Genomic DNA, 14956 nt, shown 5'->3' on the forward strand with positions numbered 1-14956 from the left:
CTACGTGTTTTCTTCTTACATTTACTATAAGAAAAATAAGAAAAAGAAACGAGTGATTTCCCTTACAAAACGTTTTGTTATCTTACAGTTTTGTCATTTTTCTCATTAATGTATGATATTCTTCATCTTTTGCAAATTGGAACGTAACTGTTGTTCCTTCCCCTTCAGTTGATTGTACATACACTCCATGATGTAAATTACCGCAGATTTCCTTCGTAATATATAAACCCATACCTGTCGCTTCCCTTGTTTTACGGCCGTTTATTCCCGTAAAGAACGGATCAAATATACGCTTTACATCTTGCTCAGGAATACCAATTCCATTGTCCTTAATATGTAATAACACCTTTTGATCTTTCTCTTCAATTTGAAATTGAATTTCTTTTTTCTCTGCTTCTGAAATTTTTGTATACTTAATTGCATTCACAATAATTTGGCTCATCGCGATACTAAGCCACTTTCTATCAGACGCAATCATACAAGTCTCTTCTTCAAACATCATTTTCGGAAATACAGAAGATTGAATGAACGACTTCCGATTTTCATTAATAATATCTCGAATGACCTCTATAACATTTACTACTTCTACTTTATAGTCTTTCGAAAATTGATCTAACCTTGCCATATGTAACGCTAAATCTAACCCATTTAAAATACGGTTATTTTCTTCACGAATACTTTCAATCGTTCCCCTTGCTTCACGGTGCTCCTTACCATATTTCTGTAACAATAATTCAATAACGGATACTGGTGTTTTCATTTGATGGATCCACTGGTTCATAAAAATCATTTGCTGTTGCTCTTTTGCATGCTGCTTATGAACTTCATTCATATATTGCTGCCTTAATAGCGTAAACGCTTCAACAACCATTTCTTGCTCTGACGTATAAGAAGTATCGATAAGTAAAGAGTCATGTAATGTATGTCCACCGGCAATATACTGTTCTATCCTCTTTAAAAACACACTTCGTTTTCGGTAATCGTAAATAAGGTATACACTAAACACAACTTTCCCTAATAAAAGTCCGTATAACCATGTACTCCAGTCCAGCGCACGCTTTTCTAAAAGGCTTTGCAACTGCAATACGAGTCCAAATAAACAAAGGCTTATAATGTAAGAAAGGATTAAGGAAAAACGTTCTATGAGGTAATTTTTAACCTTCATGCCCTTCGCCCCACTCAGTAAGAAGAGCATAACCGTACCCACGCTTTGTGACAATTGCATTTTTAATGCCTAACTCCTCAAGTTTCTTCCTTACACGCTTTACATTCACGGTTAATGTATTATCATCAACAAAAGCTACTTCATCCCATAAAGCCTCTAACAGCTCTTCACGTGTCACGTATTGATTTGCTTGTTTCATTAAACATTCTAATAAATAAAACTCATTTTTTGTAAGTTCCGTTTGTTGACCTTTCCACTCTACTGTGTGCTGTGATGGGAATAATAACAATCCATTAACACCTAAGCAGTCACTTTCCGCGGCCAAAGCATACTCACCATACCCGCGGCGGAGTGCACTTTTCACCTTTGCCATTACAATATCTAAATGGAATGGCTTTGTAATGTAATCATCTCCGCCATTTTCAATCGCCATTACTTGATCCATTTCCCCTGTTCTTGCAGAAACAAAAATAATCGGCGCATTCGATACAGTGCGGATTTGGCGGCACCAGTAGAAGCCATCAAAGTATGGTAAATTAATATCAAGTAACACAAGATGAGGACTTACTTTTACAAACTCATCTTTTATATGCCGTAAATCGCTCACTCTGAAAGATTGATATCCATACCTTTCTAAATGCTCCTCTAATATCTCTGCAATTTTTTCATCATCTTCTACAATTAATATTTTATACATATTCCTTTTCTCCCCATAAAATATTCTTCTAAAATCACTCCTTTTTCTATTATAAATTGAAACTTTAATCAATGGGGATTTTTTCCTATATCGACTTATGGTTCACCTATATGAATTGGGTTTTTACTGGACTCAAATAACGAAAAAAAAAAGACCGCCATATTTCGGCAGTCTTAATCGATAAATTCAAATTGATATTCAAGAATTTTCACAATATCTCCGTCTGTTGCACCACGTGCACGAAGGGCTTCATCAATACCCATTCCACGCATTTGACGAGCAAATCGGCGTACAGATTCATCACGTGAGAAGTCTGTCATCTTGAATGTTTTCTCAATGTCATAACCAGAAATAACAAATGTGCCATCACTTTCGCGTGTAATTTCAAAATTAGATTCAGATTCAAATTTGTACATTACACTTGCTTCAGATTCTTCTACATCATCGTACATTGGGAATTCTGGTGTTGTTTCTAATAAGTTCGCTACTTCAAATAGTAAGTCACGAACACCTTGTTTCGTTACAGCTGAGATTGGGAAAATTTTCACTTCGTCTCCCAATTTCTCTTTAAATGCTTGTAAGTTTTCTTCTGCATCTGGCATATCCATTTTGTTTGCAACAACAACTTGTGGACGCTCAGTTAAACGCATATTGTATTCTTTTAGTTCATTATTGATTGTGACATAATCTTCATATGGCTCACGTCCTTCTAAACCAGACATATCGATAACGTGTACAATTACACGTGTACGTTCGATATGACGTAAGAATTGGTGTCCAAGTCCAACGCCGGAGTGTGCGCCTTCAATTAGTCCAGGAAGGTCAGCCATAACGAAGCTGCGGTTATCACCAGTTTCAACAACACCAAGATTCGGAACGATTGTTGTAAAGTGATATTCTGCAATTTTCGGACGTGCTGATGATACAACAGATAATAATGTAGATTTACCTACACTTGGGAATCCAACAAGTCCAACATCTGCTAGCACTTTAAGTTCTAGCGTGACATCACGTTCTTGACCTGGTTCCCCGTTCTCAGCGATTTCTGGCGCTGGGTTCGTCGCTGTTGCGAAACGTGAATTACCACGGCCACCACGGCCACCTCTTGCGATTACAGCTGTTTGTTCATGCGTTACTAAATCGGCAAGAATTTCACCTGTTTTTTCATCTTTCACTATTGTTCCTGGTGGAACCTTTACGATTAAATCTTCAGATTTACGACCGTGCTGACCTTTACTCATTCCGTGCTGACCGCGATCAGCTTTGAAATGACGTTGGTAGCGGAAGTCCATTAATGTACGTAAGCCTTCCTCAACAACAAAAACAACATCTGCACCTTTACCACCGTCGCCACCTGCTGGGCCACCTTTAGGTACATACTTCTCACGACGATACGCAACCATTCCGTTACCACCGTCGCCGCCTTTTACATATATCTTGACCTGATCTACAAACATTATTTCACCACACTTTTTTCGATTAGTTGTAATATAACTGAGACTTCTTCGTCTCGTACTGTATAAGAAATGGAATACCATTTATTGTTTTCGTTCGCAAGCCACGTTTGTAGTTCTTCTACATTCGTTAGCTTTCCACGAAAATCAAAAAAGAAACGAGCATTCTCCGCGTCACTTTCAATTGTGATACAAACATAATTTTCAACATATACGTCTAAACTATGCTGAAGCATTAAGAAAAACTGATTCGTCCATGTACATACAGTCTCATCTAGATGAGATAAGTTATGTAATTTCCCTAATACTTCGTACTCCAATAAGCACGGTTGCTGTTTCCAATTATATGTTAAAATCCACTCTGAAAATAAAGGCATTGATAGCCCCATCAGATTGGATTCTTGTCTCGCTTCTTGGACAAAACGATCGATGAGCCTATGAATCTCTTCCACTTTTCCAAGGGAAAGATTTCCTTTAACCATCTGCAAACGATTGAGCCAATCATGTCTCGAGTGGCTCAACGCATCTATAATTGTCCATTTTTCATTCATTTAGATACCCCTTAATATAGAAAAACTCTAACCTGCACTCAGGTTAGAGTTTTCCGTGAGTTCTTATGCTTCTTGAGCAACAGGATATACGCTCACTTGTTTGCGGTCACGACCAAGACGCTCAAAGCGTACTACGCCGTCAACTTTCGCGTATAAAGTGTCATCGCCACCACGACCAACGTTAACACCTGGATAAATTTTTGTACCGCGTTGACGGTAAAGAATTGAACCACCTGAAACCGTTTGACCATCTGCGCGTTTAGCACCAAGACGTTTTGACTGAGAGTCACGACCGTTCTTTGTACTACCTACACCTTTCTTAGATGCGAAAAACTGAAGATCTAATCTTAACATACGTTACACCTCCTGCACTTTTTCTATTAAACGGATATACTTTCCGTAATCAAGTTCAATCGTCTTAAGTGAAACAACCAATCCTTCTAAAAGTATTTGTGCTTTTTCTGCTGTATGAACGTCTAAATCATTAGGCAATTCATACGTCAAGAATCCGCCATCACTTCCGAGTTCAATAGTTGCCTGCACATTACAAAGTTCTTCCACTGCATTTATAGAACCAAACACAACCGCTGTAGTTCCAGCACAGACAAGATCTTGTCCATGTGGCGCATAATTGGCATGTCCAGTCATTTTAAATGATCGGATACTTCCTAGTTTCGTGCGACTTATCGTAATCTTAATCATCTTAACCAGAATTAAGCGTTGATAGCTTCAACTACTAGCTTAGTGTAAGGTTGACGATGACCTTGTTTCTTACGATTGTTCTTTTTCGCTTTGTATTTGAAAACGATGATTTTCTTAGCGCGACCTTGTTTTTCAACTTTCGCAGTAACTGTTGCACCCTCTACAACTGGGCTACCAACTTTCACGTTTTCGCCACCAACGAAAAGAACTTTGTCAAAAGTAACAGTTTCACCAGCTTCAACATCTAATTTTTCAATGTAGATTGCTTGACCAGCTTCAACTTTAATTTGTTTTCCACCTGTTTCGATAATTGCGTACATACTTGCACCTCCTCTTAATTACTAAGACTCGCCAAAAACGAGGTAGACATAAAATGTCTTTAGGGAACCTGTCTTGTGCGGTTGTAGCATATAGCAGTTTAGGTGCTATAAACTATAACATAAAAATATTACCATGACTCATTGACTATTGTCAATGAATGTTCTGCTAACTATTTTTTCCGTTCTACAATTTCTTTCTTACTTCCAAAACGGATAATAGCGTACTTTTCGATAATATCATCTTTGAAATAAATTTCAAATGGAATATTTTTTTGTAATTCTTTTTGTGAAAAATGTTTTTGTACTTTTTTTGAAGCACCAATCAATACAGCTTCATCCTCTATATTACCATAAGTAATAAGCTCTCTCTCTAGCTCATACGCAATTGTTTCATTAGATATAACGTAACCTGTCGCTTTACAAGGCGCACACTCTTCTAATAATACGTCACGTAACGAATGTTTCTTGCGCTTACGCGTCATCTCTAAAATACCTAACTCTGTAAACCCAAGCACTCTTGTATATGTGCGATCATCTTGTAAAGCTATCATTAAACGCTCTCTTACCTTCTCTTTATCTTCCCGTCTTTTCATATTAATAAAATCAATTAATATCATCCCGCCAATATCACGAAGTCTTAATTGACGAGCAATCTCTTCAGCAGCCATTTCATTTGTGCGAAATACGGTATCTTGTAAATTTTGTTTTCCAGTAAATTTACCTGTATTCACATCAATTACAGTCATCGTCTCCATTTGTTCTACAATTAGATAGGCACCATTTGGTAGCCACACAATTTTTTGAAGTGCTTTCTCGATTTCACGATCTATTCCAAAGTGGTTAAACATCGAAGATTTTTCATTATAAAAGGATACTCTTTCTTTCCCTACTTTTTCTTCTAATTCTTTTACTATACTTCTCGTATCTACAACTATTTTTTCAATTGTTTCAATTGGGTTCTCCTGAAATACACGATCTAAAAACGTCGCTGGTTGATGAAGTAGTAAGGGCGCCTTCCCTTGATCTTCTTTTCTTTTTAACTCTTCATATAACTGCTGCAACCCTTGCATTTCAGCTTGTATTTCATCGATCGTTCCTTTTTCAGAAGCAGAACGGAAAATGTATCCACCTGTTCCTTCTACTTCAATTCCCAGTAACTGTTGTCTTCTTTTATTATTTTTTATTTTCCGAGAAACAGCGCGCATGTCATCATAGGGCATGTAAACGACATATTTTCCGGTAACTTCTATCTTCGCCGTTAATTTTGGCCCCTTCGTATCAATTGCCTCTTTCACAACTTGTACAAGTATCGCCTGTCCTTCATGTATGCGATATGAAGATGGTACATCATCAAATGAAAGATATGCATGTTTTTCTAATCCGATATTTACAAAGGCTGCGTTCATTCCAGCAATTGTTCTTACGATACGCCCAACATAAATATGTCCGACAATCTCCTGCTCTTCATTCCGTTTCCATAAAAGCTCTACAATTTTTTGTTTCTCTTCTATCGCAACACGCTTTTCCGAACCAGTGTAGTTAATATATAACGTCTTCAAAATTCTTTCCTCACTTTTCATTTCTTTTCCTTACAATATAAAAGGTTAGTGTCGTCGTCAACACTAACCAATTAATTCTTCAACAGATGAGGTTGTTCGTTTTTCAGCAAAATACGCATACAACAATTCATTTTCGTCCAATGTGTAATGCTCTTTATATTTTCCATGGACGATAATAGAGTGTTTATATCCTCTGCGAAATTTTGTGAAAATCGTATATAAATGATCTTCCGTTTTCACCTCAATAGGTGCTATTTTTTCAATATCTCTTTTATTCCCATAATAACGCTCTAATAAAAAACGCATAAATGCGTACCGTCTTTGTTTCCATTCTTGATATAAAGAAATCGCTAGAAAAACGAGTAATACCCACATCATAATGTTATTACTATTCCAAAGTAACTGCCATCCTAATATTACACTAAAAAAAACACATGACAATTTCATCATCTTTTCATGTGCTTGTAAATAGGGAAAACGATATGATAATACATTAAATAATACTTTTCCACCATCAAGTGGCCAAATAGGCAATAAATTAAACCCTAAAATAATGACATTATTCCATACAAAGAAATGGTACAAATCGTCAGTTACCCAGCCCGCTTTATACAAAATGTAAGCGACCGCAATCATCCATATATGCTGAATTGGCCCCGCCATAACGACAATTAATTCTTCTTTTAAAGATTTATTCCCATGTTCTTCCATCTCAACTACGCCACCAAACGGCAAAAGCTGAATTTGTTTAATACGCCAATTATAATACGCTGCGGCAAAAGCATGCCCAAGTTCATGAACTAAAACGATACAAAATAGTAATAGTAACTCTTTAAAACGTGCTGTAAAAATACCAATGACAATAATAACCCAAAACAACGGATGCACAGAAATTTTCGTGAAAACATCCCTATATTTAATCAAATGAAATCACCTGAATTGGATCAATAAATTTTTCATTCTTTTTTATTGCAAAATAAAATTTGCCATTTTTATTATTTTCATCATTACTCACTATTCCAATTTTTTGTTTCTTTGAAACGTAATCATATAATTTTACTGACATATCATTTAAATTTGCATACCATGACTCCGTACCATCAGCGTGCTGAATTTGAACTGTATTTCCAAGTTCCTCTTTCTTGCCCGCAAAAACAACTATACCTTCATTTACTGACTCCACCGTTGCATTTGTAGCCGTTTGAACAAATACACCCTGGCCGTTTTTTTGAAATCCTTGCATCACCTTTCCAGAGGCAGGAATCGCATAATCCTTTTGCTGAATAGCCTCTTCTTTTTTCTCATTTGGAGAAAAGAACACGAGAGGTTTTCCAAACTGATTTTCATACCATTTCGATATAGTAGCAAATTGAAATTCTTCTTGCATAACTTTTTCTGTAACAGCTCTAGTACCATCAAAAGAAGAAGGTGCGTTCTTAAATAAAATAGCAACCGAAAGAACTAATATTGCTGATAGCAAAACTTTGAAGAGAAAAACTTCTTTTCGAAATAGAGGATGAATTTCCTTCTCCCCCTCTTCAATAAAGACCGTTTCGCTATCAAAATCTCCTCCCGCAAAATACTGCTCTTCTTCTAGCAATTCTTGCTCTGCTTTCCTTTTCGCAATCCGCTTTTTAATTTCTTCCACACGTCTATTCTTCATACTGTCTCCTTTCTTTCGTTAGCCTTATTCAAATAGAAACAGTTATATACAGTTTGTACATATGTATGAGTTATAGAAGGAAGATATTCATGCGAAGAAAAAAGAAAGCACTCCGCATTTATGCGAAGTGCTTTTAACGGATTCCAAAGAAATTTTTCATCTTTGTAAATACCGATACTTTTTCTTGTTCAAATGCTTGTAATGGTACATTCTCACCTAACAAGCGTCTTGCAATATTACGATAAGCTATTGCTGCTTTCCCGCTAGGTTGCAGCGCTACAGGTTCACCTGTATTCGTAGCACGAATAACTTCATCATCATCCTCGACAACTCCAAGAAGCTCGATTGACAGTGTACGTACGATTTCATCAACGTCTAACATATCCTGTTCATGAAGCATATGACTACGCACACGGTTAATGACAAGTTTCGGTGGTTCAATATCCTCTTTCTCTAAAAGCCCGATAATACGATCCGCATCACGCATTGAGGATACTTCTGGTGTTGTTACAACGATTGCTTTATCCGCACCTGCTACTGCATTTTTAAACCCCTGCTCAATCCCCGCAGGACAATCAATTAATATGTAATCATAATCTTGACGTAATACTTGTATTAATTCATCCATTTGTTCAGGTGTTACCGCCGATTTATCGCTCGTTTGTGCTGCAGGTAATAAATAAAGATCATCAAAACGCTTATCTTTAATAAGAGCCTGAGGTAAACGACAACGCCCTTCAACGACATCAACAAGATCAAATACAATACGATTTTCTAGCCCCATTACTACGTCTAAATTGCGTAAACCGATATCTGTATCAATTAAACACACTTTTTTTCCAGATAACGCAAGGGCTGTACCAATGTTCGCAGACGTTGTAGTTTTACCTACTCCGCCTTTTCCAGATGTAATTACTATTGCCTCTCCCACAGCTATACAATTCCCCTTTCTAACTTTGTTAAATTAGGTCTAAGATGAGTGAGAAGTTGCAGGCGATCGACAACAATGTGATTATTCTCATTAATGTACGCACATTCTGCCGCCTCTGCTCCGTCTTCTTTCTCTTCCGGAGCCCGCATTGTCACATCACTAATTCGGAGTTGCATAGGGTTCATAATAGATGCAGCAATAACAGCTTCTGAATCTCCATCATACCCCGCATGTGCAATTCCTCTTAATGATCCCAAGACAAAAATATTCCCCCCAGCGATAACCGTTCCGCCTGGATTAACATCTCCAATTAATAATAAATTGCCTTTTACATGTAACACTTGTCCAGAGCGAACAATTTTGGAAATAGGGACAATTTCTGTTTCTTCTTTCCAAGCTATTGCTTCTGCTTTTGTTATAACATCACTTTCGATTGATTCTACAACAAGGTTCTTCTTATTGCGAATTAACGTACGAATCTCTTCTTGTTGTACTTCTGTTAAATAGCGATTTCCTACTTTAACACGCACTTCAATTAAAGAACGTCCGTCACTCTCATAGTAATGTGTAGAAAGCTTTTCATCCAATTCTTTTAGTAGCTCAGAGAATGAACAGCAATCATCTAAATGAAGTGTTATTCCATCTTTTGTCCCTTTTATCGTTACATTTTGTTGCTTTTTTTCTTCCACTAAAGTTCACCCCACCGATTCAATTCGACATAAAATTAGAAAATCCTTTTTTCTTTTTCTTCTATCGCTTTTGAAAGACGCACTAAATATCGTCTCAGTGGGAAACAAACTATTAATAAGAAAATTCCATTTAGCAATAAAGTAGCAAGGAGACGATCTGTGAAAAAGACAGATGCTGACATGTGAGTACGTCCTAACAAAGTTAAAAACCCATACACATAATACTCTAATGCTGCAATGCCAGCCAGTACGATAGAAGCGACAATAAATAAATTCAATTGTAATACTTTCATCACACTATAAACTAAATAAGCTAAAATCGGATAAGCAAATATATATATACCGACAAGTTCCGTGTATACGGTATCAAATAAGAAACCAAATAATAGTCCGTAGTAAATCCCTTGAACCGGACTATAGTACACTGTAATAAAACATAACACAATTATAAAGAAATGCGGTGCTGCTATACTGCCTTTCCAAAAGACGTCTGTTGGAACAACAGTAGAGAACATATTTTCAAATAAAAAAACAAAAAGGAGCAAAAGAGGAAGAGCTGCTCTTTTTAAAATCGTCATCATCTCTTCTCTCCCTCCTATTCTAACGGCGCTGTAGGCATATCACGTTTTGCAACTATAATATGCTCTACATCATTCAAATCAGCGGATGGTTTTACATAAGCCGTTTTTGTTAAACCGTATGGATCTGGCTGAACATCAACAATTTTCCCAATCGCAAGACCTTTAGGGAAGATATCACCAAGTCCAGATGTTACAACTAGTTGATCTTTTTGTACCTCTGCATCAGAGCTAATCTTTGTGAAAAGAAGTAGTTGTTTTTCTTTATCGTAACCTTCAATTAATCCAAAGATATTTTCTTGTCCTTGTACAATAGCAGAAACACGGTTTGTTCGGCTCATCGAACTTAACAACTCTACTGACGATGTAAACTGAGATACACTTTTTACGCGTCCAACTAAACCTTTCGGAGTTACAACAGCCATATCTTTTTTGATCCCTTGCTGTGCTCCTTTATCAATTCCAACTAAATCGTACCATTTATCGGGATTACGAGAAACCACACTAGCTTGTACTTCCGTATAATCACCACGGGACTTTTCTTTACCAGTTAATTCTCGTAGTTTTTTATTCTCATCGTCTAAATTTTTCACTACGGCAGATAAATCTGCGGTAGAATCTAATTTTGCTTTCAGCTTTTTATTCTCTTCATACGTGCGCTTTACATCTTCTACATTCTCGAAGAATCCGGCAACATAATTCGCTGGCTTTTGGAATACACGTTCTACAACACCGACAGTATCTTTTATAAACTGCTCTGGCCATGATAAACTGTTCCGTTCTTTCAATGAGATTCCAATCAATGCCACGAGAAGAATAATACTAACTAACAAAACAATTAATCTTTTGTTTAAGAAAAACTGTGGCACGTTCACACCCTCTTAATTTCATTGATTTTTATTTTGCAATATTATCGAGCAGCAGTTTTGAAAAGGTCGATATTGTCTAATGCTTTACCCGTTCCAATTGCTACGCAATCTAATGGATCCTCTGCAACAAGAACTGGCATATTTGTTTCTTCACTAATAACTTTATCTAAGTTACGTAGTAATGCCCCGCCACCCGTTAATACGATACCGCGGTCCATAATATCCGCTGCTAATTCAGGTGGAGTTTTTTCTAACGTATTTTTAACTGATTCTACAATTGCATCTACTGTATCTTTTAATGCATCTGCAATTTCTTCTGGTTGAATTAGTACTGTTTTCGGTAAACCACTTACTAAATCACGACCGCGAATTTCCATAGGCTCAATACCTTCTGGCTCGCCTGCAGAACCGATTTCTAATTTTAGTGCTTCTGCTGTTCTTTCACCAATCATTAAGTTGTAGCTTTTCTTAATGTACTGAATGATTGAATCGTCCATATCATCACCAGCAACACGAACTGATTGACTTGTTACAATACCACCTAAAGAAATAATTGCAACTTCTGTTGTACCACCACCGATATCAACAACCATACTACCAGTCGGCTCCCAAACAGGTAAGTTTGCACCAATTGCTGCTGCAAATGGCTCTTCGATTGGATAAGCATCACGAGCACCAGCTTGACGAGTCGCATCGATTACTGCACGTCTTTCTACAGCTGTAATACCAGATGGTACACATACCATTACGTATGGTTTACGTGAGAAGAATCCATTTGATTTTTGAGCTTGTTGAATGTAGTATTTCATCATTATTGCTGTTGTTTCGTAATCAGCAATTACACCATCTTTCATAGGGCGAAGTGCCACTACGTTTCCTGGTGTACGACCAATCATTTGTTTTGCATCGCTACCTACCGCAACGATTTGTTTCGTATCAGTTTGTAATGCTACTACTGAAGGTTCACGTAAAACTACACCTTTCCCTTTCACATATACAAGCGTATTCGCTGTTCCTAAGTCTATTCCAAGATCGCGAGTAAATCCACCAAATCCAAACATATCATTTATCTTCCCTTCTTATTTTCACGGACTCATTTTTCTTACTTTATATTTATAAAAACAGTACGTTTTTTTATATCTGCATCCTTTTTGTAGATAATTTTCTACAAAAAACTCATAAATCACATTATAAAACAAAATAAGTAAAAAGAATAGTCTTAAATATGACCTTTTTCCTTTAAACTCACGAATTTATGGTCACCTATTATGATATGATCAAGTACTTCAATTCCGATAATTCGACCACATTCTACTAATCGTTTTGTAACTTCAATATCTTCACGGCTCGGCGCCGGATCTCCTGAGGGATGGTTATGAAGACATATAATAGAGGCTGCTGCCCGACGGAACGCTTCTTTAAAAACTTCCCTCGGGTGCACAATCGACGTATTTAAACTTCCAATAAAAATAGTTTGCCTATGTATCACTTGATTTTTCGTATTCAAATATAAACAAACAAAATGCTCCTGTTGCAAAAAACGCATCTCTTCCATCATATAACTCGCACAATCTTCTGGACTTCGAATACTATATCTATTTTGATATTCTAAACGTACCATTCTTCTACCTAATTCAAAAGCAGCCATAAGCTGCGACGCCTTTGCAATCCCAACACCATGAATGCTCATCATCTCTTCTAACGTTGCATCCTTTAACATTCGTAAGCCGTCAAAATGATGGAGAATATTATCTGATAACGTTAACACCGTTTCTTCTTTAGAACCCGTTCTGAGTAAAACTGCAAGAAGTTCTCGATTCGATAAACTTCCTGCTCCTTCTAACAATAAACGCTCCCGTGGCTGTTCTTCTCTCACAACATCACGAATACCGTTCATCTCTCCACCCCTTTTTTTTACGATTTCTCCTAAAGAAAACCCCATGCAATTTTACGCATGGGTTACATCGCTATCAAACTGTTTTAATTCACGGACAAGACGCGCAATTGGCAAGCCAACTACACTGTAGTAGTCCCCTTGAATATGTTGAACAAAAATAGACCCTTTACCTTGAATTCCATAGCTCCCTGCTTTATCAAGTGGTTCCTTCGATGCAACGTATACGTCTATTTCCTCTTCTGTTAATCCCCAAAATGTTACTTCTGTACGTTCATAAAAAGTTACCGTTTTTTCTTTCGATATAATTGCAACACCTGTGTATACTTCGTGTGTTTTCCCCGATAATAATCGTAACATTTCTTTCGCCTCAGCCTCATTAGACGGCTTTCCAAGAATACGCGAATCATATGTAACAATTGTATCTGCACCTAGTACAACGTGATTACTATGGTTTTCTGCCACAGCAGATGCTTTTTGCAAAGCAAGCGACATAACAATATCAGAAGGTGATGAGTATGCACCAATCGTCTCTTCTACTTCACTAACAACGATTTCAAATGGCACATCTGCTAATTCAAGCAGTTCCTTCCTCCTAGGTGACCCTGAAGCTAAAATAATTTTCCTCATATTTTCTCCTTCCCTTCTCACATGAAGCAGAATAATTCAAATCAATCGTATCAAAGGAATAGTTTCCCCACAAATTCTAGAAATATCATTTTCTCTAAACAAAATAATAGTTCTTTTTAAATACGATTATATGCTGCCCATACAGAAAGCACTTTGTTCTAAATTCAAAAGAAAAGAAAGAAGTATATGTACTTCTTTCTTCGTCATTTCATTATCCTATTATTTCACTTTTTGTGAAACCATTTTTTCATACGAAAGTATACCATCAATAATAACTTGATTTAATTTAGCTACAGATTCCTTATCGCTCTTCCCTTCCTTAATCGTTTGCACCGCTATTGACGTATACGTATAAAGCTTCTTTGCATCTTCACGCTTCATACTCTTCCCTTCCTTTTCCATAGCTTTCCACTCTTTTTGAATCGCTTCTATATCTTTTGGATTACTTTTTCCACTAGTTTGTACGCTGGACACATATTTTGCTAAATGAGTATATAATGGCTGCACTTTCGCTAAAAACATTCCTACTTCTTTATCATTTTTGAGCAATGCTTTATCTGTAATATCCCAATTTTTTTTCAAAACTGAAACACCATCTTGCTTATACTGATCTATTAATTGATTAACAGCCTGTTCATCGCTCGTAATAGCAACAACTAACGCATACTTATCACCACTCGGTTTCAAAGTAGCCACGCCCCCATTACTTTTCCACTCTTCAATAGCAGCCTGTCCTTTTTCTTCAGAGGAATAAAGCCCTCCTTGAACGAAAAATAGTTTCATTGGTTCTAATGACGTTCCTACCTGTGCCTTTGGTTTTTCCTCTTTCGGTGTTGGTGTTTGTTCTGCCGTTCCACCCACCTTTTGTTCCTCATTACCTGTCTGCTTCGAAGCCGTTACCTTACCTTCTCCTGTCGTCCCTTGTCCAGTTAATAAATGAATCATACCCATCCCAAATGCAGTACCGATAATTATTGCAGTTGCAACGATTGCGATTATTGTATTGCTCCACTTCTTTCGATATTTTTCCATAGATACTGATTTCGCTTTTTGAAACGGAACTACATTTTTCGGTCTCTCACTTTCTGCTATCATCCAGTCAAACTCATCCTTCTTTTTTTCCTCATACTTCGCTTCTGTTCCATTTACTTTCACCGAGATCGTTCGTGATTGCTTGTCCATACACTCACACCTCACCTCTTGTCATTGTCCGCATCATATCATATTCATTCCACAAAAAAACGAGATATTTGT

General features: G+C 37.0%; 18 protein-coding genes and 1 other annotated feature. All 18 genes read right to left on the minus strand.

All coding sequences use genetic code 11. The annotated features are described in order from the left end of the window. Positions 1–82: 82 nt before the first annotated feature. A complete protein-coding gene (locus DN408_RS07625) occupies positions 83–1165 on the minus strand; it encodes a HAMP domain-containing histidine kinase (RefSeq protein ID WP_078178158.1) in 1083 nt (360 codons plus the stop codon). After that, positions 1155–1862, minus strand: coding sequence for a response regulator transcription factor (locus tag DN408_RS07630; protein WP_002034150.1), 708 nt, complete (start codon positions 1860–1862; stop codon positions 1155–1157). Before DN408_RS07630 ends, DN408_RS07625 begins: the two co-directional genes overlap by 11 nt. Before the next feature lie 173 nt (positions 1863–2035). After that, positions 2036–3319, minus strand: a complete 1284-nt coding sequence (gene obgE, locus DN408_RS07635) for a GTPase ObgE (RefSeq protein ID WP_002015378.1) — start codon at positions 3317–3319, stop codon at positions 2036–2038. Next, positions 3319–3867, minus strand: coding sequence for a sporulation initiation phosphotransferase B (locus tag DN408_RS07640; protein WP_002015377.1), 549 nt, complete (start codon positions 3865–3867; stop codon positions 3319–3321). Before DN408_RS07640 ends, obgE begins: the two co-directional genes overlap by 1 nt. 63 nt (positions 3868–3930) lie before the next feature. Then, positions 3931–4221: a 50S ribosomal protein L27 gene (rpmA, locus tag DN408_RS07645; RefSeq protein WP_000944957.1), complete on the minus strand. Its 291-nt coding sequence runs from the start codon at positions 4219–4221 to the stop codon at positions 3931–3933. Between the two features lie 3 nt (positions 4222–4224). After that, positions 4225–4569, minus strand: a complete 345-nt coding sequence (locus tag DN408_RS07650) for a ribosomal-processing cysteine protease Prp (RefSeq protein WP_002138477.1) — start codon at positions 4567–4569, stop codon at positions 4225–4227. An 11-nt stretch (positions 4570–4580) separates the two neighbouring features. Next, positions 4581–4889, minus strand: a complete 309-nt coding sequence (gene rplU, locus DN408_RS07655) for a 50S ribosomal protein L21 (RefSeq protein ID WP_000270907.1) — start codon at positions 4887–4889, stop codon at positions 4581–4583. A gap of 14 nt (positions 4890–4903) precedes the next feature. Continuing rightward, positions 4904–4982 (minus strand) — a sequence feature (ribosomal protein L21 leader region). Between the two features lie 77 nt (positions 4983–5059). After that, on the minus strand, positions 5060–6469 hold the full coding sequence (locus DN408_RS07660) for an Rne/Rng family ribonuclease (protein WP_002015376.1): 1410 nt from the start codon (positions 6467–6469) through the stop codon (positions 5060–5062). A 42-nt stretch (positions 6470–6511) separates the two neighbouring features. Next, positions 6512–7372 (minus strand): M50 family metallopeptidase, encoded by an 861-nt coding sequence (locus DN408_RS07665; RefSeq protein ID WP_002088816.1) that lies wholly within the window; start codon positions 7370–7372, stop codon positions 6512–6514. Further along, on the minus strand, positions 7365–8111 hold the full coding sequence (locus DN408_RS07670) for a M23 family metallopeptidase (protein WP_002034147.1): 747 nt from the start codon (positions 8109–8111) through the stop codon (positions 7365–7367). The genes DN408_RS07665 and DN408_RS07670 overlap by 8 nt, the downstream gene beginning before the upstream one ends. A 133-nt stretch (positions 8112–8244) precedes the next feature. Then, the gene (gene minD / locus DN408_RS07675) at positions 8245–9042 is read right to left on the minus strand and encodes a septum site-determining protein MinD (protein WP_000503308.1); all 798 of its coding nucleotides are present in this window, start codon (positions 9040–9042) and stop codon (positions 8245–8247) included. Between the two features lie 2 nt (positions 9043–9044). Further along, the gene (gene minC / locus DN408_RS07680) at positions 9045–9731 is read right to left on the minus strand and encodes a septum site-determining protein MinC (RefSeq protein WP_002015372.1); all 687 of its coding nucleotides are present in this window, start codon (positions 9729–9731) and stop codon (positions 9045–9047) included. A 35-nt stretch (positions 9732–9766) separates the two neighbouring features. Next, the gene (mreD, locus tag DN408_RS07685; protein ID WP_002015371.1) at positions 9767–10312 is read right to left on the minus strand and encodes a rod shape-determining protein MreD; all 546 of its coding nucleotides are present in this window, start codon (positions 10310–10312) and stop codon (positions 9767–9769) included. Positions 10313–10326: 14 nt separating this feature from the next. Then, positions 10327–11178: a rod shape-determining protein MreC gene (mreC, locus tag DN408_RS07690; RefSeq protein ID WP_002129256.1), complete on the minus strand. Its 852-nt coding sequence runs from the start codon at positions 11176–11178 to the stop codon at positions 10327–10329. Positions 11179–11219: 41 nt separating this feature from the next. Continuing rightward, on the minus strand, positions 11220–12239 hold the full coding sequence (gene mreB, locus DN408_RS07695; protein ID WP_002015369.1) for a cell shape-determining protein MreB: 1020 nt from the start codon (positions 12237–12239) through the stop codon (positions 11220–11222). Between the two features lie 158 nt (positions 12240–12397). Beyond that, positions 12398–13075 carry a DNA repair protein RadC gene (gene radC / locus DN408_RS07700; protein WP_002015368.1) on the minus strand — a complete coding sequence of 226 codons (678 nt, stop codon included), beginning with the start codon at positions 13073–13075 and terminating at the stop codon, positions 12398–12400. A 51-nt stretch (positions 13076–13126) separates the two neighbouring features. Next, entirely contained in the window at positions 13127–13702 is a 576-nt protein-coding gene (locus DN408_RS07705) for a Maf family protein (RefSeq protein WP_002129258.1), read from the minus strand. A 219-nt stretch (positions 13703–13921) separates the two neighbouring features. Further along, on the minus strand, positions 13922–14884 hold the full coding sequence (locus tag DN408_RS07715; RefSeq protein ID WP_002129259.1) for a hypothetical protein: 963 nt from the start codon (positions 14882–14884) through the stop codon (positions 13922–13924). Positions 14885–14956: the final 72 nt, after the last annotated feature.

It is taken from the genome of Bacillus sp. AR13-1 (assembly GCF_008042285.1).
Lineage (GTDB): Bacteria > Bacillota > Bacilli > Bacillales > Bacillaceae_G > Bacillus_A > Bacillus_A mycoides.